We start from the raw sequence: 24,839 nt of genomic DNA, 5'->3' as shown, positions 1-24,839 counted from the left end.
GTAGACTCTAGTACAAGCTTAATAACCTGAAATTAACAGATGAAACCCATCCTTAGCAAGCGGCAAAAAGTCGCTCAAATATTCTTCCCTGCAGCATTTGTACATGATTCAGAAGAAAATCATCAAAGCCTGGAAGAATTAATTCGCCTTGAAGAAGTAGGTGGCCTCACTTTTTTCCACAGTAGAATTTCCGCTGCAGCAAATTTCGAAAAGCGCCAGGAAGTTTTGGACGTGGAAGGGACTTTGGAAAAATTAGTAGAGCTAATCAATCGATTTCAACAAGCTTCCAAAACTCCGTTAATTATCTCTATTGACGGGGAGTTTGGCCTTGCCATGAGAATTGAAAACACGCCTATCTACCCCTATGCCATTTCCCTTGGCGGCATCAGTCTGGAAGGTGAAAAACAAGTTGAAGAAGTAGCTTATAAGATGGGATTGGAAATGAAAACCGTGGGAATACATCTGAATCTTGCTCCTTGCGCAGATGTGAACACGAATCCTTTAAACCCTGTCATTGGATATAGGTCTTATGGGTCTGACACTAATCATGTAGCAAGATTAGCCCTAGCTGCCTATAAAGGACTAAATAGAGCCGGAATAGGAGCATGCCTCAAACATTTTCCTGGCCATGGCGACACACAAGTTGACTCACATCTAAATCTACCTGTTGTCAATAAATCAAAAAAGGAGTTAGTAGAAGAAGAACTATACCCTTTTCAATATGGGATTGACCATGATGTAGAAATGATTATGGTTGGCCATTTAGCAGTTCCAGCTTTGAGCAATGGGGCTGAAATTTCAGCAAGTATCAGTAGAGAAATCATTACTGATTTGCTTAAAAAAGAAATGGGGTTTCAAGGAATTGTGATTTCTGATGCTCTCAATATGAAAGCAGTTTCACGGTTATTTGATACTCCCGGCCAATTGGAATGGGAAGCATTCCACGCTGGAAATGATATCCTTTGCTTCTCTGAAAATGTGAAAGAGGGCATTGATTTTATTTTAGAAAAGGCAACCGAGGCAGAAATAAACGCCTCCTTTGAGAAGTTGCAGGATTTAAAAGAAAAGTTGGGAGTTTTTGAAAGAAGACCTGCAGAAGTTCCAAAGTTCAACTGGGAAAGTCATGAAAAATTTCTAGAAAAACTCTCCAGAGAATTTCTTTGTGAATGGAAAGGAGAAATCAATCCAATCAAGATCAGGGATTTGGGAGAATCAGGGAACCTGGGACTTAGGTCTTTCCCAACTCAAACAGAAACGGTTTTCAGTGAACTTCTTCAAGAATATTTTGGAAGAAATCTTTACGAAATTTCAGACAAGAAAGCTGATCGCATGATCATCACTTTATTTGTACCTTCTGCAAAGCCAGTCAACCATTTCGGCTTGGAGAATGAAGTTTTAGAAGAAATAAAACAGTTGGCACTAGATAAATCCTGCATACTCTACCTTTTTGGCAATCCACTTTCTTTGCGACTCTTAGGAGATTTAAAAAGGTTTTCCAATATCATTGTTGCCTATCAAAATTTTGAAGCTACCCAAAGAACTGCTATCAAGCATTTAATGGGAGAATGGAAAGCGATCGGAAAAATGAGCGTAAAACTATAAAAACAAAAGCCCTTTCTAACTAATTTCCTTGGGTAGCTATTCAACAGAGTGTTGCAAGAATTTCTCGACTTTATCAATTTTCGGATACTTCCCATATTTCATAAGGAATGTAGTCTAGTTCTACTTCTCCCTCACTCACTTTTACTAAAATCCTATTGTTAGGAAGTGGCATTTCGATCATTCCAGAGGAAATCGTATGCTCTCCGGGCAACTGAATACCATCTTTAAAAAGGATTAATCGATAAAAATCCGGATCACGGAACCGACTTTTTTTATCGGTGTTTTTTCTTGATTCATAGGAAGCTTCAGATTCTCCTTGCACATAAATCAACCCTAGCAAATCGGAATCAAACTTTAATAGTTTTTGATTCTTTGCATACAAAGCCATTCTACCTGAAGTCCTAAAATTTGATTCTTGAATAGGCAGATCATCCAAAGGTTTAAACTCCTCATGCTTCACTTTAATTCTTTTGACAACAAACCAATTGATCGGATTATAGACGGTAATCTCATTATCAATCGTAGTAGTTAAGTACAAAAGATTCTCTTGAGGATTTAAAGCATATATTGAATTAATTGATACTGGGAATTTTTCATCTCCATATCCCTTAAAAACCTCTCTCTCAGATAAAGGAGCTATAGACCGGACAGATTTATTATTCGGATCATAATAATCTATCAAATTCACTTTGGAGGGTACTTCAAGCCCCAAGGCCATTCCGGAAATATTTGAAACACCAATCAAAAATGAAATAGGATCCGCTTTAGATAAGGGAATAAACTTTTCTCTTGGACCTGAATAAACTACGGTGGTGAATTTTGGCTCAAAGCGTATTCTTTTGATTACATTAAATTCCCGATCATATTTCAATAACTCTGCGGAAGTTTGTACATAGATCCCGCCATCAGGAGCAAATCCCATTGTCAAGGCGGAAGAAGAATAATAGTTTGGACCATCTCCTCTCCTGACTTCACTGATCAGTATTTTACCATTAGAGTCAAAAATCGCCAACTCTATGCCTTCCGAGCCTTTATCGACAAAACCGAGATATTCGTCTTTTGCAGGATCATAATCCCGAATACCAACAGTAGCTAAGCTCTCTATATTTAAATCAGCAACCTTTTTTAATTGGATTTTTTGGCCAAATCCAGAAAAGGACAAAAAAATAGCACTCAGCGCGAGTGCTAAAAAAGTGAGTTTGTTTTTCATGGGTTATTGTTTTAAAAACAAACTAACTAATTATTTGAAATTCTGAAACTTATCCTTTCGTTATTTTTCCACTTCAAATTTAAATACGATTTCATGCACATATTTTTCTCCAGGTTCCAAAGCAGCTGAAGGAAAATTTGAATGATTTGGACTATCCGGCCAAGCTTGTGGCTCTAAACAAAAAGCCCAAAATGGTTGATATACTTTTCCTTCCGCACCTTTAAAATCTCTCATGCCATTGGATGTATAAAACTGTACTCCCGGAGCGGTACTGAATACTTCCATAATTCTTCCACTCTCTGGATGTTTTACTTTGGCGATTTCTAATAGCTCAGATGAATTTTCTCTTTTGGTGGCATAGTTATGATCAAAGCCTCCACCTTTTGCTTCCATCTGCTCTCCCAAATTCTTTGGAGTTCTAAAATCAAATGGAGTTCCTTCCACATTGATTAACTCTCCGGTGGGGATAGACTGATTATCTACCTCAGTATAAGCATCTGCCATTATCTGAACTTCATGGTCTTTCACATCACGCTTGATTCCGCCTAAGTTAAAATAACTGTGATTGGTTAAGTTGACAACTGTTTTCTTGTCGGTAGTCGATTCAAAGCGGACTTTGATCTCATTATCAGAAGTCAACTCCATATACAACCAAGTATCCAAATTCCCAGGAAAACCTTCCTCTCCATCGACACTCAAATAATGCATTTTAACTCCGACCCCATTCTCAGAATCATAAGGCTCAGCTTGATCCCAAACTTTCACACCAAAGCCTTTTCTTCCTCCATGCAAGTGATTCTCTCCAATATTCTTAGTCACCTCCACCTTTTCTCCATCCAGCATAAAAGATCCTTTGGAAATCCTATTTGCATACCTACCGACTGCAGCACCTAAATAAGGCCCATTTCCGGTAAAGTACTGGGGAATACTATCTAAAGAAAGGACGACATTTTCAAGATTTCCATTTTTGTCAGGGACTAGGATTTTGGAAATAATCCCTCCAAAATTCGTCATCTCCACTTCCATAAACCCATTATCCAAGCTGTACTTAAAAACATCTTTCCCTTCCCATTGGCCTACTTTCACCGCCTGTATTTCCATATTATTTTCAACAGTTTCTTCCACCTCATTTGTTTTCTCTGTTTTACTTTGACAACCTATCATTAGTGTAACAGCAAAAAAAGCGATGCAGGCTCTGGGGAATAGTTTCATAGGGTTTATTGAGTTAATGTTTAAAAATAATTTTAGAAAAAAACTATCGTTTATGGTTTAGTTCAATCTTTTCCAATTGTTTTTCCAGTGCCTCCTTATCGTACATTTCACCTTTCATGACCACCATGATTGGCTCTTTCAGCGTTTCAAGGTCTTCGAGTGGATTCCCTTTTACTAAGACAAAATCAGCAGATGCACCTTTCTTGAGCACTCCCCATTCATCCTCCTGATTAAAATATTTCGCAGGATTTACAGACCCAGTTTTCAAAATCTCATAATTAGACATTCCGGCTTCTGACATCAATTCAATTTCATGATGAATGGAAAACCCAGGAACATTAAACACCTGTGGTGAATCAGAAGTCATCAAAATGGGAACGCCTGCTTCATGTAAAGTCATAAAAAGCATATTCCTAAAATTCAGATAAGGCTGGACATTTTCTTTGGTCAATACACCAGCTTCTTCATAAGGTTTTTTGGCATTAATCCAGTTTTGAACCTGCTCAGCAGACATGTATTTCATCTCTGGAATATTTCTATATTCCTCTGCAGGCTTGTACCCAAAATACCGATCGAATAATGTTAAAGTTGGTGCAATCCACGCTTCGGTATCCAAAGTCATTTTTACTAATTCTGGAAGCTTGCTTAAATCCGCTTCCTTAACTAGCAACATGGTAAAAGGGCCAGCCTGTTTAGGGTCCAAAACTTTTGAATAGTCAGGAATCAATGCTTCCACATATCCATCCATATGCTCTATGGATTTATAGCCACCTTTCAAACTAGCTTCTAAGCCTACATCCAATGAAACATGGCCACCAAAAGGAATATTCAATTCTTGAGCTTTTTTTGAAATCGCCAAAAACTCATCCATTTCCAAGCCCGGATGCAATTTGAGATGATCATAACCTGCTGCTTTTTCATCTCTTACCATTTGTGCTGCTTGCTCAGGAGAAGAAACTGAAGAACCACTAAAAGAAGGACCAGACAAGAAAAGTCTTGGGCCATCTATTTCTCCGTTTTCAATCCTCTCTTTTAAAGGTAAGTGGGAAGCATGCCCGATCATTCCTCTGACTCTCAAAACGCCATTTGCCAAATAAAGCCACATGGCTTCTTCTTGCAATTGAGTATTTCCATTTTGAGCAACGGGGATATGAGAGTGAAATTCGGCAAGACCAGGATAAACATATGCTCCGCCTCCATCTATCATTACAGCACCTTCAATACTAGATGCCTGATTCATGGGAAGAATGTTTTCAATTCCCCCATCTTTTACCACGATCGCATGATCTTCCAAAATATTCTCATCTTCCATGGTAAGAACATGAACATTCGTGATCACATTGACTTGCGAAAAGGAATGAAAAATAGGTGAAACGCAAATCGCGAAAACAAACAGCACTATTTTATTCATGAGATTAAGGGATAGTTTATTGCTTTAAGTTCGGATATTCATTCATTGAAAACAACCCTTTTTAAAGGGAGCCCCATTTCCATAAAAAAATACAGTTAAACTGCTGCCTCCTTTTTCAGGATGTAAGAAATAGCTTCTGAAACCATTTTTTCAGGTGTTTCATCAATTGACAAATGAAGACCATAACTAGGGTCTTCCCAAGTAGCAATTTGAGAATCTAACATACTAGCTTTCATATAATGATTTTTCCTGGCAAGCATCCTATCCCAAATCAAATCACGATCACCTTTTAGATGAACCCAATGAACCTGTTGATTCACCTGAAGAATTTCTCTATATGCCTCTTTTAAAGCAGAGCAGGCCAAAACTGCTCCTCCTGACTGTTGTGATTCGAGAAGTTTATTAGCCAAAGCCTGAAGCCAAGGCATGCGGTCTTGATCATCCAAAGGAAAACCTTGACTCATTTTCTCAATATTTTTCTCAGGATGAAAATGATCTGCATCAAAGAAAGGCAGTTTAAAATGATTGGAAAGCCCTTCTCCTATGGTTGTTTTCCCTGTACCTGAAACTCCTGTAACTATAATTAACATTGATAATTATTAATTGTAAATAAGCGTATATTGAATATTTTCAACTATAATTAAATTTTTTAGAACATTTGCACTAAAAAAAATATTAGTATTGAAATAAATAAATCACCTTTAAATTTCCCTTTTAATCATTTCGCATATAGAAGAATCATGAAAGCAAAACTTACATTCTTGATTATATTTTTTTCCTCTGCTTCAATATTCGCTCAGGACAACTTGAAAATTTCTGACAAAATTCAGCCTATTTCCGAATCTTCAATTTTTAATTCTCCTGATTTTTTCAATTGGGGCGGATCTATTATTAAGGGGGAAGATAATAAATACCATTTATTTTATTCAAGATGGCCAAAGTCTACCAACTTCACAGGATGGCTTCTCTATTCCGAAATAGCCCATGCCGTATCTGACACTCCATCCGGCCCATGGAAATATAAAGAAACAGCACTATCCGCTAGAGGCAAAGGATATTGGGATGCTATCACAGCACACAACCCTAAAATCAAATATTTTGAAGGGAAGTATTACCTCTACTACATTTCCACCAACCTTGGGGATAACCTCGATTACAATGATGCCAACTTATTAGAAACGGCTACTACTGGTTACTCACATCCCAACTGGAAAATTTTACGCCCGAATCAAAGAACCGGTGTTGCTGTGGCAGAATCACTTAATGGCCCATGGACAAGAAAAGACGAACCATTAATAGAACCTTCTGGCCCTATCACCACCTTGACCGTCAACCCAGCAATTGATCAAGGAAAAGATGGTAAATATTATTTAATAGTAAAAGGAGATAAGCCCAATGAAACCAAATTTATCAGAAACCAAGCTATGGCGATTGGAGACAGACCTGATGGTCCTTTTGTAATCCAATCCCAACCCGTCATTGATTTCATGGACACTGAAGACATGTCCTTGTGGTTTGATAAGGATAGAAATTATTTTTACGCTGTTTTTCACGCACATCAAATGATAGGAATGATGAGTTCTGAAGATGGGCTTCATTGGGAAAAAGCTACTGAGTTTCAAATCATGGAAAAAATGATAAAAATGAAAGACGGCAGGCTTATCAAACCAGATCGACTGGAAAGACCTTTTGTTTTCATTGAAAACGGAGAAGTCAAGGTTTTAGGCTTGGCTGGAAAAATAGGAGATGATTCATTCATTTACACAATTCCCTTAAGCCAATAATTCATCTATCTATATCCCTTAATAATTCCCAAATTATGTATCGGTCCTGTCATTTAACTCTCTTCATTTTCTTTTTACTTTGCCTGGAGTCCCATACTTTTGCACAATCTGCCAACTCAGAAAGAACTCCACCTAATATTGTCTTTTTCTTTGTGGATGATATGGGCTGGCAGGACACTTCAGTTCCCTTTCACACCTCAGAAACAGAATTAAACAGAAGGTATTTCACGCCGAATATGGAACGTTTGGCAGAAGAAGGCATGAAATTCACACAAGCCTATGCAAGTGCCGTCTGCTCTCCCTCTAGGGTCAGTTTGATGACTGGAATAACCGCTGCTAGACATAGAGTCACCAATTGGACATTGCATAAAGACCAATCTCCTGATGAAGAAAACCCAGTAGTTAAATCCCCCCAGTGGAACTTAAATGGACTAAGCCCAGAAAAAGGCATCCAACAAACGTTTTACTACAAAGATATCTTGCCGGAGAAATTAAAAGAGGTTGGGTATAAGACTATTCATGTTGGGAAAGCACATTTTGGGGCTGTTGGCACTCCTGGAGAAAACCCATTAAATCTGGGTTTTGATGTAAACATAGGTGGTCATGCTGCAGGGGGCCCAGGAAGTTACCTAGGAGTTAATGATTTTAGTGCAGTATGGAGAAATGGAGATAAAGTGTGGGACATCCCCGGTCTATACCAGTACCACGGGAAAGACATCTACCTCACTGAGGCACTTACTCGAGAAGCAATAAAAGCCGCTTCGAAATCTATAGAAGAAAGCAAGCCCTTTTATCTCTATATGTCTCAATATGCCATTCATGCTCCTTGGGAAAAAGATAACAGGTACATTCAAAAGTATTTAGATAAAGGACTTTCAGAGCATGAGGCAACCTATGCAGCCATGATAGAAGGGATGGACAAATCGTTAGGGGATATCATGGACTTTCTAGAAGACTCAAAACTTGTAGAAAACACAATCATAGTTTTTATGTCTGATAACGGTGCTCATAAGCAAGTTCCGCAAAATTCACCTTTGAGAGGATGGAAATTAAGCCCGTATGAGGGAGGAATTCGTGTACCTCTAATTGTAAAATGGCCAGGGGTTACGAAACCTGGATCTGTAGTAGAAAAACAGGTGATAATCGAAGATATCTATCCAACTTTCCTAGATATGTCAGGCAACCTTCCAAGATCAGTTTCTAGAAAAATTGATGGGATAAGCTTCGTTCCTTTGCTTCAGGGTAAGTCTGAAATAGAAAGCGACAGAACCTTTCTGTGGCATTACCCTAACACCTATTACAACCCGCCCTACTCTGTGATCCGAAAAGGAGATTGGAAATTAATCTACCATCATGTGGATCAAAGCCTAGAACTTTTCAATTTAAAAACTGATCTGTCAGAAAAGGAAAATTTGAGTTTATCTAATCCAGAGAAGACAAAAGAGATGGCTATAATTATGTCGAAATTGTTAAAAGAAACAAATGCTCAAATGCCAATCATAAAAGCAACTGATAAACCAGTGCCCATGCCTAGTGAAATTATAGATTAGAGATTATACTTTTAGGTCACCTATCTGATTTGTAGTGATGCAAATTTTTGTTTTTGGTTTTAATGAGATAATTTCATTAGGTATTTTTCAACTTACAGAATGGAGCCAGACTCAACTTTTATTGCAGATCAGTTTTACTCAAAAAGAGTCAGTGATTTACATTTCAGACATTTACGAATGGCTACCTCTGACAATTCTGTTACAGATTGCGCTATCAAAATGGCCCAAGAAAAGGTCAGTTGCCTTTTTATAGGAGAATCGTCAAACAGTATTGAAGGTTATTTAACTGATATTACCTTGCGTGATCGTTTGCTTGCGAGGCAACTCTCACCAAGTATCCCTGTTTCTGAAATCATGGAATCAGACATGGTCGCAATCCATCATGAAGCACATTTATTTGAAGCTTTAGTTTTGATGTTTCAGACCAAGTCAAGATATCTTCTGGTAGAAAAAGAAGGAGAATACATTGGCTGGATCAGCAGAACCAAAATATTAACAGAGCAATCTCAAGGCCCTTTTATGTTTATCCAATCTGTTAAAGAATCTAGACAGATACCTGAGCTTAGGGATAAATGGCAACGAATGCCAGAGATTATTCATCTGTTGCTTTCCAGAGGGATGAAAGCTGGAATAGTCAATCAAATTATCACCACAGTAGCTGATACCATAACTCAACGGGTTATCGAACGAGTCTTTAAAGACATCGGTCCAGCTCCTGCTAAGTTTGTCTTTTTTGTTTTGGGTAGTGAAGGCAGAGGCGAACTCACATTAAAAACAGATCAGGATAATGGGATCATTTATGAGGACAAAGCCAATGATCATAGAGAAGAAGTCAGGAAATACTTTTTAGACTTTGCAACAAGAGTTTCCACCTCCCTCAATGAAATAGGAATAGATTTCTGCTCGGGAGAGTTAATGGCGATGAACCCCAAATGGACTCATTCGCTTTCCCATTGGAAAAGAAACTATGAAACCTGGATTCAAGATGCCTCTCAGGAAACTGCGATGAATTACGCCACGTTTTTTGATTGCCGAGCCATTTATGGAGAAGTTACTCTTTTGGAAAAATTAAAAGAGCATATGGGAATTTTGCTAACTCAAGCTCCCGAACGATTTTATATCAACTTGGGTCATAACGCGCTTCAATTTGAACCTCCAATTACGTTTTTCAGGCAAATCAGAACCGAAAAAATTGATGGTGAAAAGCAAATCAATCTAAAACAAACCATGAGACCCATTGTGGATCTTGTCAGGGTTTATGCCTTAAAATATCTGGTTTTCGAAACGAACACCATACGTAGAATTGAGCAATTAACTCAAAAGAAAGTTTTTTCCCCTCGAGAAGCTCAAGAATTATCCCATGCCTTTGATTACCTGATGGCTTTTCGACTAGAAAACCAAGCACATCTTATTTTGGAAAAAGCGGAAAAACCCAAAAATTATCTAACTACGGCACAATTGACAAAAGTCCAATCAGTTACACTTCTGGAAATTTTTAAAGTAATAGAAGAGTTTCAAGCACGAATAAAACTTGCCTTTACTCGAACATTATAGGAATAGTTAGAGGTACTTTTTTAAAATTTTTATAAAAGTGCGTATTATTCAAAAACTTTTTTTAAATTTGATTAGTGAAATCAAGAATAAACGAATTTATTAAAAACAAAATTTTATTCTTTATTTTAGAGAAATTATTAATATTTCCACTGGCGATGAATTAGATAGCACTATTTACCCCTTTGGAAATAAGGATTTTAGAACGAATTCTTCATAAAAACTAACCTGTTTCAACAGTATGCTAAGTAAGTATCCGCTTTCAGAAGTAGAAAAGAGTTTTCTCAAGGAATCTGGGGTTGATAAGATCAGCACCCTTATCCCTTATCTTACAGTAGACAATTTCCCAAAATTAGGCCTGCTTACCGCATGCCGATTTTTGGAGTGGGCAGCCGAAAACCCAAACGGTGTCATCAGTTTACCAACTGGAAAATCCCCAGAATTTTTCATCAAATGGACACAATTCCTATTGGACAATTGGGACAATAAGAAAGGGAAAGATGTTCGTGAAAAATATGGCTTAGGCAATACCAAAAAGCCGGTTTTAAAAGACTTGACATTCGTACAAATCGATGAGTTCTATCCGATCTCTTCTAAGCAGCACAATAGCTTCTACGATTACGTCAACAAATTCTACATTGAAGGATTTGGCCTTTCCAAAGAGAATGCGATTTTGATCAATTCCGACGAAATCCCTTTGGCTAACGGAATGAATTTCAAAGAGGTATTCCCTGATCTTAAGGTGGACCTTTCATTAAGATTCCGAGATCCAGAAAATGATTTGGAGAAACTTCAGCAAGAGTCTATCTACTTAATAGACAAATGGTGTGGGGATTACGAGCAAAGAATTAGAGATAAAGGTGGAATCGGTTTCTTCCTAGGAGGAATCGGCCCTGATGGACATATTGCCTTCAATACAAGAGGATCACATATTTTTTCTGTAACCAGACTAACCGAAACCAATTTCGAAACTCAGGCCGTAGCAGCGGGTGATTTGGGAGGAATTGAGGTTTCTGCAAACAGACTTGTAATTACTATCGGATTAGATACAATTGTATATAACCCAGAAGCAGTAGCAATCATTATTGCTGCGGGTGAAGCAAAAGCCGGAATTGTTAAAGATTCTCTTCAGACTCCATTAGACAATGTTTTCCCAGCTACCGTATTACAGAAACTTAAAAATGGCCGTTTCTACTTGACCAAAGGTGCGGCAGTCAAATTAACTGATTCTGTAGATGCCTATTATGAAAAAGGTGAGTGGACTTGGGAAAAAACAGAAAGATCTGTCATTGACCTTTGTAAAAAATTAGGCAAATACGGACATAGACTTAAGCTTTCGGATTTAAAAGCAGATAAATACACCAAGTTGATTCCTGACCTTTCGGAAGGAACAGTCAATGAGGTGATGAAAAGTATCGAAGCGAAACTTTCCAAAGGGTTAGAACAAGAGCAAAATGAGGTATTACTTCATACTGGACCTCACCATGACGATATTTCCCTGGGTATTTTACCACATATCACCAATCAACTTCATGACCCAACGAACGAAGCTCACTTCTCTGTACTGACTTCAGGTTTTACTGCGGTGACCAATACTTTTGTCATTGATACACTTCAGCACACCAAAAAACTATTGGATGATGATAAAATCCAGATGGTCAACTTCGAGGATTTCTTTGAGGTAGGTTATAGTTTAAAAACAGATAAGGATGTCTATCATTATTTGACCAATGTAGCTTCTGAGAATGCTGATGAGAGAAAAAGAGGTCTTTGTCACCGAGTGGTGAGAGCTTTGATTATCGTATTTGAAATCAAAAACAAAACTGAGCTTCGGGAGACAATCAATGATGTAATCAGCATCTTGAGAAAAAGTTACGATGGAGAGAAAAACTCCTCAAAAGTACAGAAGTTGAAAGGAATGATCCGTGAGTTTGAAGAGGAACTTGTGTGGGCTCACTTTGGTGTACAGGTAAAAAATGTACATCACCTGAGACTAGGTTTCTATACAGGAGATATTTTCACAGAACAGCCAGACAAGAAACGTGACGTGGAACCGATCGTGGAAATGTTTAGAAAAGTTAACCCAACTAAGATTAGCTTAACCCTTGATCCCGAAGGATCCGGACCTGACACGCACTACAAAGTACTTCAAGCGACTGCTGAGGCGGTACGTCAATGGGGTGAAGAAAAAGACATAAGTGACCTTAGAATCATTGGCTATAGAAATGTTTGGTTTAAATTCGAACCGCATGAAGCAAATGTAATCGTTCCTGTTTCCCTTGGTGACATGTCGGTAATGGAAGATTCCTTTGCAAATTGTTACCTGAGTCAGGTAAATGCTTCTTTCCCAAGCTACTCACACAACGGTAAATTCAGTACTGTTGCGAAGAGAATTTGGGTGGATCAACTGGACGCAATTCAACTATTACTAGGTAAAAATTATTTTTACCAACATGACAGAGCAAAAGTAAGATCCAGTCATGGATTGATCTTCTTCAGAGATATGAATGTGGAGGAATTCTTGGCTACTGCTCGTGAGTTAGAAAAGTCCATTGAAGGAATGCTTGGATAAAAATTAAAAAAAACCAGTGAAATAGGTTTCGGCTACATTAACCGAATCCTATTTCACATACCATCAACCTTAAACCTAACAGTAAACCAAATCGAATGGAAAGAGCCATTTTGGGATTGGACATCGGAGGCACCGGCATCAAAGGAGGTGTATTGATCAAAGGTCATTTAGAAGATATCAGATCAATACCTACCCCTGCTGATCAAGACAAGGAGCATATATTAGAAACAATTGCATTGTTTATTGAATCTTACCTGGATTATGATATTTCTGGAATAGGAATAGGAATCCCCGGTTTAGTTGATGTAAATGAAGGCATCGTATTGGGCTTGGCAAATATCCCCGCTTTCCAGCATGTTGAGCTTAGAAAGTTTATCACCGAAAGATTCTCCAAACCTGTTTTTATCAATAATGACGCAAATTGCTTCGCTTTAGGAGTGTATAAATTTGGAGTTGGAAAACAATTCAAAAACCTAGTCGGAATCACCCTTGGTACCGGTGTTGGAGGAGGAATAGTAATCAATGGCCACTTGTACAGTGGGGTCACCTCTGCAGCTGGAGAGTGGTGCAGCGCTCCTTATTTAGATGAAAATTACGAGTATTACTGCAGCGGAAAATTCTTCCATAATCTATACCACCAGAGACCAAAAACCCTCGCTAAAAAAGCGGCTGCAGGTGATCCAATCGCCTTAAAAGCATTTGAAGAATATGGATATCATTTAGGTGAATTGATCAAAACCATCCTTTTTGCCTTAGCGCCTGAAGCGATTGTTTTAGGAGGATCTATCCGAAAATCATACCCATTCTTTAAAGATGCTTTGTATAAAAATTTAACCACTTTCCCCTATCCTACCGTGCTGGACAAGCTTCAGATTTTATTATCTGAATTGGATGAAACGGGAATTCATGGTGCTGTAGCCCTTGTGGAAGTGGAACCAGAAACTGTAAATAGTTAGTTAATAAGTTGGTTTAGATAGTTAAAAATGCGACTCAATATTGGGTCGCTTTTTTTTTGATTACTTCTTTCAAATTCCCCAATTTAAAGTCTCTTTGCATCAAGGCTTTTACTTTTTTAGAATTCATCCAAATTGAAAGAAAAATGATCTCATCAAATCAACTGAAAGTAGCTCTGGCACAAATCTCTCCTGTATGGCTCGACAAACAGGCTACTTTAGAAAAGGTGAAATCCAAAATCATGGATGCCGCACGGGAAAACTGTGAGTTGATCATTTTTGGTGAAGGACTTTTGCCTGGATATCCATTCTGGCTTGCTATTACGAATGGAGCCGCATGGGATGATCCCGTACAAAAGGAAATCCATGCACATTATCTACGAAATGCTGTTCAAATTGAAAAAGGTGATTTACATGAAGTTCAAAGTCTAGCGAAAACCCATCAGATTTCTATCTATTTAGGAATTATCGAAAGACCCTTGGACAGAGGTGGGCACAGCATTTATTGCTCTTTAGTTTATATCGATCAAAAAGGCGAAATAAAATCCATTCATCGGAAACTCCAGCCTACCTATGATGAACGCCTAACCTGGTCGCCTGGAGATGGGCACGGATTAAGGGTTCACCAATTGAAGGAGTTTAGCGTGGGAGGGTTGAATTGCTGGGAAAACTGGATGCCTTTAGCCCGAACCGCATTGTATGGATTAGGTGAAAACCTACATATCGCAGTTTGGCCAGGCTCCGTAAGGAATACCGAAAACATCACTCGGATGATTGCACAAGAAAGTCGGTCTTTTGTTATTTCTGTTTCAAGTTTAATGAGCAAATCAGATTTCCCTGCCTCCACTCCTCAGCTCAATAAAATCATAGAGAATGCTCCTGATAATTTGGCAGACGGGGGATCATGCATCGCCGGGCCCGATGGGAAATGGATTTTGGAACCGGTGCAATACAAGGAAGGACTTTTGATCGAAACATTGGATATCAACAGGGTTCTAGAAGAACGACAAAATTTTGACCCCGTTGGCCATTACTCTAGGCCTGATGTATTGCAATTGAAAGTTAATCGGGAAAGGCAGTCCTCTGTAAAATTCGATCAACAATGATTTTTTATTGATCAGATTTTACTATTAATAAAAAGACCTTTGAGTCTACTTCTCAAAGGTCTTTCTGTTCTTTTAAAAATACTTATTAATCAAGCTCCTCTTCCGGACTCTTTTAAGGGTATATCTGTCAAATCCTGTACTTTCACAGGCTTTCCAGATTCAATACTATTCCTTGCCGCAATTCCTACTAAGATCGACATAGCACCATCTCTAGAGCCCGCAGACTGTCGGTAGGGATCTGCCATCATAGGGTCTTTGAAAAGCTTATCTTTAAGACGTGTATCGCCTCCACCATGGCCACCACCACCGTGAGGCACCACAATCATTTCAGTCTCTCCAAAATTCTTTGTTAATCGGATTTCATCCTGAGGCTCTACCTCCCAAGGCTGGCTTTCTTTAATCCAAGCCTCTAACCTTCCTTTAGTTCCATTAAAGGCAATTCTATACCCCTCATAAGGAGAATATGTAGTCAAGGAATAGCTGACCTGAACTTTATTTTTATAGCGGATTTGTACCGCCATTTTATCATAAATGTCAATATCTTCTCTGAATACACAGCCATCTCGATGGTATCCATCATACTCTTCATTATCTACATAGAGTTTGGTTAGATGCTGACTTTTGGTGACATCCCAATAAAAATCGCATTTATCTTTATGAACACAGCTTCTACAGGTTTCTCCCCTGTATGGACCATTTTTACCATAAAACTCTAATTCTCCATAAGCATACACTTCTTCAGGATCAGAATTCAGCCACCAATTCAACAAGTCAAAATGGTGAGTTGATTTATGGACCAACAAGGTTCCACTTTTATCTCGATAGCCATGCCATCTTCTGAAGTAATCAGCCCCATGGGAAGTATTGAGATACCAATGAAAATCTACCGATGTAATATCTCCTATTTCTCCAGCACGAAGCATTTCATAGATTTTCTGTCTATGGGGAGAATATCGATAATTGAATGTAACAATGACTTTCTTTCCTGATTTTCGCTCAGCATCTAAAATGCTTTGACATTTAAATTCATCAGTAGTCATTGGTTTTTCCGTGATCACATTTAAGCCTGAATTGAGACCTTTTACGATAAAATCACTATGTGTACTATCCATTGTTGTGACAATCAACACATCCGGTTTTGCAACACTAATCATTTCATCACAATCGGTATATACTGGACATTCAACTCCTATAAAATCCTTAGCATAACGCACCCTTCCTTCGTTAATATCGCAAAGCCCCACAAACTCTACCTGATCTTTGTAAACTCGCATCACATCTCTCCCATACATGGTGGTGCCTCTAATACCAGTTCCAACCATGGCTATTCTCAACTTCTCATCTTGATTTGTTCTTAGGTTTAAGGCTTCACTAATCGGGTGAATAAAAAGTGATCCCGCAAGTAGACTTCCACTTTTTGCTAGAAAATCTCTTCTGGAATTTCTTGATTCTGATTTCATATTTTTTGGGTTATTGCTTTTAACCACTTAATATAATCAAAAGTAAAAACCCGCGTAATAAAAGTTACGAAATCGATTTTCTAAATTATTGTATTTGGAAAAGCAACATAATGCCTTGATTTAGACTAATTTTACAGCATGTTAACCACCAAAAAAGAAAGAACTGTCTCTATCAAGGGGTTATTTCGGATCAGCAGGCCTATTAATCTGCTGATGGTGGCGTTCGCACAGATAATGACTGCCTATTTTTTGGTGCGTACTACTTCAGATGGCACTCCTGTTTTATTGGATTATCACCTTTATTTGATGGTATTTTCCACGGTGATCATCGCTGCTGCAGGTTACATGATCAATGATTATTATGATGTGAAAATTGATTATGTAAACAAACCTCATGAAGTCATCGTGGGGAAAGGAATCAAAAGAAGAGTGGTGTTATTCCTCCACTCCATTCTAAATTTCACCGGCATCGCCATGGGCCTCTTTGTCTCTCCAAAAGTAGCTCTGGTAAATTTCACAGCTGCTTTTTTACTCTGGCTATATAGCAATCAGCTCAAAAGAGAACCCCTTATTGGAAATCTAACGGTGGCAATCCTGACAGGAATTAGCATCTATATGATCGCATTTTATTACCAGAAGTCAGAATTACTCATCCTTACCTATGCCATCTTTGCTTTTTTTCTCAACCTAATTCGGGAAATCATAAAAGACATTGAGGACCGACAAGGGGACAGAAAACATGGCTGTAGAACTCTCCCCATAGTCATTGGTTTTCGAAGGACTAAAAGCGTCATTTTTCTGATTGCTGGAATATTTGTTTGTGCTATTCTGATTGTCACTTTTAAATTAAACCGCCCTTTGATCTTTTACTATTTTGGGACACTAGGAATATTCTTCACCTTTTTCATGTTTAAAATTTATCAAGCTGACCGAAAAGACCAATTCACCAAACTGAGCTCTTTTGCAAAAATCTTGATGCTAGTAGGCACGTTAAGCATGGGCTTCCTGTAAGCTTTAATAAGTCTTTTATTATAAGAGAAGAATTAAAAGCATTCATTGTAGAAATTCACTTTCGATTGCATTTTCACAACACAATACTCCAATAATTGAGTGGTATGACCATATTTTCTACTTCAAAAGCCATAATTCATAATTCCTTCCCTAATTTCAGGCAAATTTTTGGAATATGCTGGACAGCAAATTACTTGTCATCAAAATAGGCTCAAATGTGTTAACTCAGGAAAATGGTTTTCCAGATTTGCTGAGAATGGAAAAACTGGTTTCACAAATTAGTAGGCTTATTGCTGCTGGAAAAAAAGTAGTATTAGTCAGCTCGGGAGCAGTTGCTTTTGGCAGAAAAGCCATCCCTCTTCCAGACAAACTCAACCCTGTTCTTAAAAAACAAATTTGGGCCTCCACAGGACAAATCCGAATTATCAATCATTACCAGAAGCTATTCGAAAAACAACAACTGGAGATAGCTCAGGTTTTAGTGACCAAAGAAGACTTTAGAGATAGAAAGCATTTTCTAAATATGAAAAACTGCGTTCAGGCCCTCCTATCTCAAGGCATCTTACCCATCATCAATGAAAATGACACGGTTACAATTACCGAACTGATGTTTACAGACAATGATGAATTAGCCGGTCTTACCGCAGCAATGATTAATGCAGACACCCTGCTTTTATTAACAAACGTCGATGGAATCTATACCGGAAATCCCGCTGATCCAGCATCAAAACTTATCGAAAAGGTAGCCTCCAAAATGCCTGAGGTCAGCAATTACATTTCAGCTTCCAAATCTTCCTTTGGGAGAGGGGGCATGCTGACTAAATATGCAATGGCAAAGAAATCTGCGGACTTAGGAATTCAGGTCGTTATTGCAAATGGAAATAAAGAGAATGTTTTAGATCACTTTGCAAATAAAACACTTGAGTGCACATGGTTTGAACCGAAAAAAGCAAAGCAGGGAGTTAAAAAATGGCTTGCTCACGGAACTGAATATTACAAAGGAGAGATTATAGTAAATGAAGGTGCCAAAAATTCTCTTCATTCGGAGGTAATACGCAGCCTCCTACCCATTGGCATACTTAGTTTGAATGGAGAGTTTGTCAAAGGAGACATTTTATTGATTAAAGATGAAAAGGGACATAAAGTTGGCCTGGGAAGGGCTGAGTATTCAAGCAAATTAGCCAAGGAAAGAATCGGGCAAAAAAACCAGAAAGCATTAATTCACTACGATTACCTCTATATTTTCGACCATGATTGAGTACCAAAATATTTTTGAAGAAGTAAAACAGAACAGTCGGAAACTGACTAGGATCAATAACGATCAAATCAACTTCGTGCTTCACAATTTAGCTGCACTGGCAGTGGAGAATGCCTCCTTTCTATTGCAAGAAAATGAGAAGGATTTGCAGAGAATGGATCCAGAGAATCCAATGTATGATCGCTTACTTTTGACAGAAGAAAGAATTTCATCCATAGCAGGAGATCTTGTTCAAGTGAGTGCGCTCCCCTCTCCTTTGCATCATGTTTTAGAAAACAAGATTTTGGAGAATGGTCTTTCCATAGAAAAAGTCACAGTGCCTTTAGGCATTCTAGGGGTAATCTATGAAGCGAGACCCAATGTTACTTTTGACGTTTTTGCTTTGGCATTAAAATCAGGAAATGGATTGGTTTTAAAGGGAGGATCAGATGCGGATCACTCCAATAGAGCCATTATGACTTTGATCCATCAAGTTTTGGAAAACCACGGATTTCCTACACAGGCTTTTCAATTGATGCCACCTGACCGATCTGCCACTAAAGGGCTTTTAGAAGCAGTGGGCTTTGTGGATGTTATTATCCCTAGAGGTTCCCAGGGGTTAATCAATTTTGTCCGTGAAAATGCCAAAGTTCCAGTAATCGAAACTGGAGCAGGAATCGTACACACCTATGTGGATGAGAGTGCGGACTTAGAAAAGGCCAAAGCAATTATTCTAAACAGTAAAACCCGCCGTCCTAGCGTTTGTAATTCCTTGGATTGTTTGGTGATTCATGAATCTAGACTTGCTGACTTAAACGAACTGCTACAGCCTCTACTGGAAAGTGAAGTTCAAGTTTTTGCGGATGAGCAAGCTTTTAATTCTTTAGAACCGAATGCATTAATCAGTAAGGCAAATGAAAGCCATTTTGGAACAGAGTTTCTAAGTTTAAAGATGTCTATCAAAACTGTGACGTCTTTGGATGAAGCCTTGGATCATATTGCTAAATACTCTTCAAAACACTCAGAGGCTATTGTATCTGAAAACCAGGAAAACATTCAACGATTTTTACTGGAAGTGGATGCTGCAGCTGTATATGAAAACGCTTCTACGGCCTTTACAGATGGAGCCCAATTTGGACTGGGTGCCGAAATAGGAATTAGCACACAGAAGCTTCACGCCAGAGGTCCCATGGCATTAAAAGAACTATGCAGCTACAAGTGGATAATCAAAGGAAATGGGCAAGTGAGGTTTTAAAACTCAAGCTGAAAACTGAAATATAAATTCCAGGTTTGAATAAAAACAAACTATTCCATACCCCCTTTGCTTGAGAATTCCTTTAATTTTACATTATCACAACATAAACAAGCAATCCTTTGATACGTCTAGCCATTCTTGCATCCGGAAGTGGTTCTAATGCAGAAAAAATCATGGAACATTTCCAAACCTCAAGTAAAGCTGAGGTTGCATTAGTCGCTTCCAATAAAGCTGAGGCTTTTGTTTTAGAGCGGGCAAAGAAATTTAATGTTCCCACTTTTACTTTTTCGCGTAAAGAAATGGATGCTGGAATCTTGCTTGAGAAATTAAAAGAAGAAAAGATTGACTGGGTGATTTTAGCAGGTTTTCTACTTAAAATCCCAGTAGAACTGACACGTGCTTTCCCAGACAGAATGGTTAATATCCATCCTGCGCTCTTACCAAAATATGGGGGAAAAGGAATGTATGGATCACATGTTCATGAGGCGGTAAAAGCGGCAGGAGAAAAAGAAACTGGGATAACTATCCATCTGGTGAACGAAAATTACGACGAAGGAAGAATCGTTTTTCAGGCCTCTGTAGCATTAGATGACTTAGACACTCCTGAAAGCATTGCAGCCAAGGTTCATATGCTGGAACATAGGCATTTCCCCTTAGTGATTGAAGAATTATTAACTCAATCAAGTACTTAGGATTTAAAGTTTTTTTAAACTAGCAGTTAAAATTGACCAGTTTTTTTGATCCGAAAAGAGATTAAATCTTTTGTGGAAAAGTGAAATAGCACTTATTTCTTAAAATTTCGAATAAAAAGGGCTAGGTGTCTTTTTAAACCTTGATGATCATATCATACTGAGCGGCTGTTGACATTACTTTGCCAATAATTTCTGGGGCAACTGATTTCTCAATCGCGTTCTCTTCATTTTCAGGAATCCCCATCTGATCAAAAAATGATCTGAAACCTTTTGGGCTATGAATATTTATCCATTTGCAAGGCTTATCGCTTTTGTTTGAAAATGTGTGTAAAGTATTAGGTGGAATATCTACAGACTCCCCTGCCTTAACGTTTTTAACCTCTCCATTTATAAAAAATTCCATTTCCCCTTCTACTATTAAGAAGGACTCTTTTAACCTATTATGTAAATGTGGGGGAGGACCTGGTACCTGTGCAGGAGTTTCTGCCATCATCAAATCATAGTCGCCAGAAGTATCATAAGAGGTGATTTTATGGCCAAGGACCCATTTTGTATTGTTTGATTCCATTTTATGAGATTTATGTCTCACGAAAATATAGCTAAATTTTCATTTGGACAAATTTTATAAGATATTTGTCTCATGAGTAAGAGTTATTTAAAAACTGGCAGGACGAATCAAAAATTAGAGACCAGAAAGGAAATTCTGGAGACTGCTAAATATTTTTTGAATAATGGCCTGGATTTCAATCTAGAGGACATTGCAAAAAAAGCTGGCATTTCAAGAGCCACTGTCTATAGGTATTTTTCCAATATCGACATACTGGCATCCGAAGCAGGATTAGATATAAGCACAAAAAGTCCTGACGAAATTATTGAAAATCTAAATGGAGACGATTTAGAAAACAATGTGTTAGAAATTCAAGATTATTATAATCACCTCGCATTAGATCATGAAAAGTTATTTCGAAAATATTTAAGCATCGTTTTAGACTCAAACAATTCTACACCGAAAAGAGGCGCCAGAAGAAAACACACCTTACAATTGGTTTTAAAAGACACCAATTTCACAGATGAAGAGAAAGAAAAACTATCAAATCTTCTAACAATTTTCATGGGGATAGAGCCTCTTATCGTCACAAAAGACGTTTGTGGCTTGAATAACAAGGAATCAATCGAATTAATGGAATGGGGAATGAAATTACTTTTCAAAGGACTTATTCATGACAAGAATAAATGAGTCATTTGAATAGATTAAATTAACAGGAAACAAAATACTCCATGAATAAAGCTCCTTGGTACTTCCTGTTATTACTTATTTTGGCCGGAGAGTCTGTTTTTATCCTTCCCTTTGTTCTTTCAAGAGTCTTCAGACCTACAGTTTTGGAAGTGTTTGGTCTGGACAATTTTCAGTTGGGGCTCTGTTTTTCGGTATATGGTGTCGTTGCCTTACTTTCTTATCTCTTTGGAGGTCCATTAGCCGACAAGTTTGCTCCCAGAAAATTAATTGCCATAGCTCTTTGGATGACTGCTTTAGGAGGGTTGCTTTACGCTACATTTCCCAGTTATTCCGTATTAAGAATCCTATATGGATACTGGGGTTTTACCACCATATTTTTATTCTGGGCTCCAATGATCAAGGCTACTAGGATTTGGGGTGGTTCCAATTCACAGGGCAAGGCTTTTGGCTTTTTAGATGGGGGAAGAGGACTGGTAGGTGCGCTATTTGGTTTGATTGGTGTCACGGTATTTTCTTTATTTATTTCATCTGAAATCTCCGAAACTTCAATTGTTGATAGTAAAGCAGCATTCCAACAAGTCATTTGGGCATCTACCGGAATAGTTGCCCTGGTTGGAATATTGGTCTGGTTCTTTTTGAAATTGGAAAAGCAAACTCATGAAAAAATTATCCTGGAAAGATTAACTGCTACCCAAGTCAAAGAAGTATTGAAATTACCTTCCGTGTGGTTACTAATGATTGTTATTCTCTGTGCCTATGTGGGCTATAAAATCACTGATGTATTTTCACTCTACGCAAAAGACGTCATGCTATATAGCCAAGTGCAAGCAGCTCAAATCGGCACATTGTTATTATTTATTCGCCCCTTAATAGGTGTGCTAATTGGAGTATTGGCGGATAAATCAAAAACTACTTTTTGGCTGCTAATGGGCTTTGTTATTTCATTCTTCGGATCCTTATTATTTACAACAGGAATCATCACATCCTCAGCCTCAGTTTTATTCTTTGTCTCGATTTTGATTGTGGCAACTGGAGTTTATGCCACACGCTCGTTATACTTTGCCGTGATGGAGAAAGGACAAATCCCATTGAAACTTACAGGAACTGCGGTTGGCATTGTATCCCTGATAGGCTTTACACCAGATATATTTGCAGGACCTGGTATAGGATACCTATTAGAAAATTCACTTGGGGCTGTTGGACACCAACATGTATTTTGGATGCTGGCTTTATTTTCATTTATAGGAGGACTCGCCGCTTGGAATTACCACCGATTGGTAAGCACTATTTAAAAAAAGGTGTTCTTGAATTCACACATGAATACTTCAAAAATATTACAGAAGCTCCGCTTTAGAATTAGCTATTAATCAATCGATTCCCATTCCTCCTTTTCCACCTTTTTTCCTACCTTTGCATTCCGCTATGGCGGACGTGCCTATCCTTAAGAAATCAAACAAATCCATTTCCAAATGGCTACAAAAAAAATTGAATCTGCCCTTATTTCTGTCTTTTATAAAGACAATCTCGAACCAATCATCGCCCTTCTGAAAAAACACGGTGTAAAAATCTATTCCACCGGTGGTACTCAGAAATTTATCGAGGAACAAGGAGCTGAAGTAATCCCAGTAGAAGAATTGACAAGTTATCCGTCCATATTTGGAGGTAGAGTAAAAACTCTTCACCCGAAAGTTTTTGGTGGGATTCTTTATAGAAGAGATAACGAAGGGGATGTTTCTCAGGCTGCTGAATTTGATATTCCTGCCATTGATTTGGTGATTGTGGATTTGTATCCTTTTGAGGAAACAGTTGCTTCAGGAGCTTCTGAAGCTGACATTATCGAAAAAATCGATATTGGCGGTATTTCTTTGATTCGTGCCGCAGCTAAGAATTTCAAAGATGTGACAATCATCGCATCAAAAGATCAATATACTGAGTTAGAGGAAAAATTAGCAGAACAAGACGGAGCTACTACGATAGAAGATCGTCGTTATTTTGCTGCTCAAGCATTCCAGGTTTCTTCAAACTACGATACTCACATTTTCAATTACTTCAATAGCAGTGAAAACATTCCTGCATTGAAAGTTTCAGAAACCAAATCAAAAGCACTTCGCTACGGAGAGAATCCTCATCAATCTGCTCATTTCTATGGCAACCTGGAGGATCTATTCGATCAGTTAAACGGAAAAGAGCTTTCTTACAACAACTTGGTAGACGTAGATGCAGCTGTAAACTTGATTGCTGAATTCAAGGGAGAAACTGCTTTTGCAATTTTAAAACATACCAATGCCTGTGGCGTTGCTTTGGCTCCTACAGTTAAAGAAGCCTATCAGAAAGCTTTCGCTGCAGATACGACTTCCGCTTTTGGCGGAGTTTTGATCACTAATCAAACGGTAGATAAGGATGCTGCAGAAGAAATGCATTCTCTTTTCTTTGAGGTATTGATTGCTCCTGACTTTACAGAAGATGCTTTGGCGGTATTAAAAGGAAAGAAAAACAGAATTTTGCTTAAGCAAAAAATGGAACTTCCTGGTACCAAGATGATGAAGACGCTATTGAATGGAGTGATTGAACAAGACAAAGATCTGGCTACTGAAACTAAGGCAGACTTCACAGTTGCTACTAAAAAAGTGCCAACTGAAGAAGAAAAAGACGCTTTGGTATTCGCTGCGAAAATCTGTAAACACACCAAATCAAACACCATTATCCTTAGTAACGGAAACCAGATGTTTTCTTCTGGTGTGGGGCAAACTTCAAGAGTTGATGCATTGCAACAAGCCATTGAAAAGGCAAAGTCCTTTGGCTTTGATCTAAATGGAGCAGTAATGGCATCTGATGCATTCTTCCCATTTCCAGACTGTGTAGAGATCGCTCATAAAGCTGGTATCACATCAGTTGTTCAGCCAGGCGGTTCTATCAAAGATCAGTTGAGTATTGACTACTGTGATGAAAATGGAATATCGATGGTGATGACCGGAGTAAGACACTTTAAGCATTAA

The 24,839-nt window shown here is 38.3% G+C and carries 20 protein-coding genes; 14 read left to right on the top strand and 6 right to left on the bottom strand.

Going from position 1 to position 24,839, the window contains the following annotated elements:
- Positions 1–39: 39 nt before the first annotated feature.
- Positions 40–1,602, top strand: a complete 1,563-nt coding sequence (locus tag ALPR1_RS05890) for a glycoside hydrolase family 3 protein (RefSeq protein WP_008199164.1) — start codon at positions 40–42, stop codon at positions 1,600–1,602.
- Between the two features lie 73 nt (positions 1,603–1,675).
- On the opposite strand, the gene ALPR1_RS05885 is transcribed toward ALPR1_RS05890, so the two are convergent.
- From ALPR1_RS05885 to ALPR1_RS05870, 4 genes are all read right to left on the bottom strand, one after another.
- Positions 1,676–2,812 (bottom strand): hypothetical protein, encoded by a 1,137-nt coding sequence (locus tag ALPR1_RS05885; protein WP_008199163.1) that lies wholly within the window; start codon positions 2,810–2,812, stop codon positions 1,676–1,678.
- Between the two features lie 60 nt (positions 2,813–2,872).
- A complete protein-coding gene (locus tag ALPR1_RS05880; RefSeq protein ID WP_040302592.1) occupies positions 2,873–4,024 on the bottom strand; it encodes an aldose epimerase family protein in 1,152 nt (383 codons plus the stop codon).
- 43 nt (positions 4,025–4,067) lie between these two features.
- Positions 4,068–5,435 carry an amidohydrolase family protein gene (locus ALPR1_RS05875; RefSeq protein WP_008199159.1) on the bottom strand — a complete coding sequence of 456 codons (1,368 nt, stop codon included), beginning with the start codon at positions 5,433–5,435 and terminating at the stop codon, positions 4,068–4,070.
- Positions 5,436–5,530: 95 nt separating this feature from the next.
- Positions 5,531–6,025 carry a gluconokinase gene (locus ALPR1_RS05870; protein ID WP_008199157.1) on the bottom strand — a complete coding sequence of 165 codons (495 nt, stop codon included), beginning with the start codon at positions 6,023–6,025 and terminating at the stop codon, positions 5,531–5,533.
- A 150-nt stretch (positions 6,026–6,175) separates the two neighbouring features.
- On the opposite strand from ALPR1_RS05870, the gene ALPR1_RS05865 reads away from it, so the two are divergent.
- From ALPR1_RS05865 to ALPR1_RS05840, 6 genes are all read left to right on the top strand, one after another.
- Positions 6,176–7,219, top strand: coding sequence for a glycoside hydrolase family protein (locus ALPR1_RS05865; RefSeq protein ID WP_008199155.1), 1,044 nt, complete (start codon positions 6,176–6,178; stop codon positions 7,217–7,219).
- Positions 7,220–7,254: 35 nt separating this feature from the next.
- Entirely contained in the window at positions 7,255–8,769 is a 1,515-nt protein-coding gene (locus ALPR1_RS05860) for a sulfatase (RefSeq protein WP_008199153.1), read from the top strand.
- A 99-nt stretch (positions 8,770–8,868) separates the two neighbouring features.
- Positions 8,869–10,323 carry a DUF294 nucleotidyltransferase-like domain-containing protein gene (locus tag ALPR1_RS05855; RefSeq protein ID WP_008199151.1) on the top strand — a complete coding sequence of 485 codons (1,455 nt, stop codon included), beginning with the start codon at positions 8,869–8,871 and terminating at the stop codon, positions 10,321–10,323.
- A 238-nt stretch (positions 10,324–10,561) separates the two neighbouring features.
- Entirely contained in the window at positions 10,562–12,892 is a 2,331-nt protein-coding gene (locus ALPR1_RS05850) for a PIG-L family deacetylase (RefSeq protein ID WP_008199149.1), read from the top strand.
- Between the two features lie 95 nt (positions 12,893–12,987).
- Complete coding sequence (locus ALPR1_RS05845) at positions 12,988–13,848, top strand: ROK family protein (protein ID WP_008199148.1); 861 nt, start codon at positions 12,988–12,990, stop codon at positions 13,846–13,848.
- Between the two features lie 143 nt (positions 13,849–13,991).
- The gene (locus tag ALPR1_RS05840; protein WP_008199146.1) at positions 13,992–14,951 is read left to right on the top strand and encodes a carbon-nitrogen hydrolase family protein; all 960 of its coding nucleotides are present in this window, start codon (positions 13,992–13,994) and stop codon (positions 14,949–14,951) included.
- Between the two features lie 89 nt (positions 14,952–15,040).
- On the opposite strand, the gene ALPR1_RS05835 is transcribed toward ALPR1_RS05840, so the two are convergent.
- Positions 15,041–16,411, bottom strand: coding sequence for a Gfo/Idh/MocA family protein (locus ALPR1_RS05835; protein ID WP_008199144.1), 1,371 nt, complete (start codon positions 16,409–16,411; stop codon positions 15,041–15,043).
- Positions 16,412–16,549: 138 nt separating this feature from the next.
- Here ALPR1_RS05835 and ALPR1_RS05830 point away from each other — a divergent pair, with 138 nt between their 5' ends.
- The 4 genes from ALPR1_RS05830 (at position 16,550) to purN (ending at position 20,606) form a co-directional block, all read left to right on the top strand.
- On the top strand, positions 16,550–17,422 hold the full coding sequence (locus ALPR1_RS05830) for a geranylgeranylglycerol-phosphate geranylgeranyltransferase (RefSeq protein WP_040302591.1): 873 nt from the start codon (positions 16,550–16,552) through the stop codon (positions 17,420–17,422).
- A 175-nt stretch (positions 17,423–17,597) separates the two neighbouring features.
- Positions 17,598–18,680, top strand: a complete 1,083-nt coding sequence (proB, locus tag ALPR1_RS05825; RefSeq protein WP_008199139.1) for a glutamate 5-kinase — start codon at positions 17,598–17,600, stop codon at positions 18,678–18,680.
- The gene (locus ALPR1_RS05820) at positions 18,673–19,914 is read left to right on the top strand and encodes a glutamate-5-semialdehyde dehydrogenase (RefSeq protein ID WP_008199136.1); all 1,242 of its coding nucleotides are present in this window, start codon (positions 18,673–18,675) and stop codon (positions 19,912–19,914) included. Before proB ends, ALPR1_RS05820 begins: the two co-directional genes overlap by 8 nt.
- Before the next feature lie 119 nt (positions 19,915–20,033).
- Entirely contained in the window at positions 20,034–20,606 is a 573-nt protein-coding gene (gene purN / locus ALPR1_RS05815; RefSeq protein ID WP_008199135.1) for a phosphoribosylglycinamide formyltransferase, read from the top strand.
- A 133-nt stretch (positions 20,607–20,739) separates the two neighbouring features.
- Here the strand turns inward: purN and ALPR1_RS05810 are convergent, their stop codons facing one another.
- Positions 20,740–21,174 (bottom strand): cupin domain-containing protein, encoded by a 435-nt coding sequence (locus ALPR1_RS05810; protein ID WP_008199133.1) that lies wholly within the window; start codon positions 21,172–21,174, stop codon positions 20,740–20,742.
- Positions 21,175–21,246: 72 nt separating this feature from the next.
- On the opposite strand from ALPR1_RS05810, the gene ALPR1_RS05805 reads away from it, so the two are divergent.
- The 3 genes from ALPR1_RS05805 (at position 21,247) to purH (ending at position 24,839) form a co-directional block, all read left to right on the top strand.
- Positions 21,247–21,843 carry a TetR/AcrR family transcriptional regulator gene (locus tag ALPR1_RS05805; protein WP_008199131.1) on the top strand — a complete coding sequence of 199 codons (597 nt, stop codon included), beginning with the start codon at positions 21,247–21,249 and terminating at the stop codon, positions 21,841–21,843.
- Between the two features lie 41 nt (positions 21,844–21,884).
- Complete coding sequence (locus ALPR1_RS05800; protein ID WP_008199129.1) at positions 21,885–23,135, top strand: MFS transporter; 1,251 nt, start codon at positions 21,885–21,887, stop codon at positions 23,133–23,135.
- A gap of 177 nt (positions 23,136–23,312) precedes the next feature.
- Positions 23,313–24,839 carry a bifunctional phosphoribosylaminoimidazolecarboxamide formyltransferase/IMP cyclohydrolase gene (purH, locus tag ALPR1_RS05795; protein WP_008199127.1) on the top strand — a complete coding sequence of 509 codons (1,527 nt, stop codon included), beginning with the start codon at positions 23,313–23,315 and terminating at the stop codon, positions 24,837–24,839.

Source organism: Algoriphagus machipongonensis, from assembly GCF_000166275.1.
GTDB lineage: Bacteria > Bacteroidota > Bacteroidia > Cytophagales > Cyclobacteriaceae > Algoriphagus > Algoriphagus machipongonensis.
This window is presented reverse-complemented; position numbering and strand designations above follow the sequence as displayed.

Coding starts and splice junctions, on each gene's coding strand:
- ALPR1_RS05820 (WP_008199136.1), top strand. CDS start 18,673: ATGATTGAGTACCAAAATATTTTTGAAGAAGTAAAACAGAACAGTCGG.
- ALPR1_RS05855 (WP_008199151.1), top strand. CDS start 8,869: ATGGAGCCAGACTCAACTTTTATTGCAGATCAGTTTTACTCAAAAAGA.
- ALPR1_RS05830 (WP_040302591.1), top strand. CDS start 16,550: ATGTTAACCACCAAAAAAGAAAGAACTGTCTCTATCAAGGGGTTATTT.
- ALPR1_RS05865 (WP_008199155.1), top strand. CDS start 6,176: ATGAAAGCAAAACTTACATTCTTGATTATATTTTTTTCCTCTGCTTCA.
- ALPR1_RS05850 (WP_008199149.1), top strand. CDS start 10,562: ATGCTAAGTAAGTATCCGCTTTCAGAAGTAGAAAAGAGTTTTCTCAAG.
- ALPR1_RS05835 (WP_008199144.1), bottom strand. CDS start 16,411: ATGAAATCAGAATCAAGAAATTCCAGAAGAGATTTTCTAGCAAAAAGT.
- ALPR1_RS05860 (WP_008199153.1), top strand. CDS start 7,255: ATGTATCGGTCCTGTCATTTAACTCTCTTCATTTTCTTTTTACTTTGC.
- ALPR1_RS05880 (WP_040302592.1), bottom strand. CDS start 4,024: ATGAAACTATTCCCCAGAGCCTGCATCGCTTTTTTTGCTGTTACACTA.
- ALPR1_RS05845 (WP_008199148.1), top strand. CDS start 12,988: ATGGAAAGAGCCATTTTGGGATTGGACATCGGAGGCACCGGCATCAAA.
- ALPR1_RS05800 (WP_008199129.1), top strand. CDS start 21,885: ATGAATAAAGCTCCTTGGTACTTCCTGTTATTACTTATTTTGGCCGGA.
- ALPR1_RS05890 (WP_008199164.1), top strand. CDS start 40: ATGAAACCCATCCTTAGCAAGCGGCAAAAAGTCGCTCAAATATTCTTC.
- ALPR1_RS05840 (WP_008199146.1), top strand. CDS start 13,992: ATGATCTCATCAAATCAACTGAAAGTAGCTCTGGCACAAATCTCTCCT.
- ALPR1_RS05870 (WP_008199157.1), bottom strand. CDS start 6,025: ATGTTAATTATAGTTACAGGAGTTTCAGGTACAGGGAAAACAACCATA.
- proB (WP_008199139.1), top strand. CDS start 17,598: ATGCTGGACAGCAAATTACTTGTCATCAAAATAGGCTCAAATGTGTTA.
- ALPR1_RS05885 (WP_008199163.1), bottom strand. CDS start 2,812: ATGAAAAACAAACTCACTTTTTTAGCACTCGCGCTGAGTGCTATTTTT.
- ALPR1_RS05875 (WP_008199159.1), bottom strand. CDS start 5,435: ATGAATAAAATAGTGCTGTTTGTTTTCGCGATTTGCGTTTCACCTATT.
- ALPR1_RS05805 (WP_008199131.1), top strand. CDS start 21,247: ATGAGTAAGAGTTATTTAAAAACTGGCAGGACGAATCAAAAATTAGAG.
- purH (WP_008199127.1), top strand. CDS start 23,313: ATGGCTACAAAAAAAATTGAATCTGCCCTTATTTCTGTCTTTTATAAA.
- ALPR1_RS05810 (WP_008199133.1), bottom strand. CDS start 21,174: ATGGAATCAAACAATACAAAATGGGTCCTTGGCCATAAAATCACCTCT.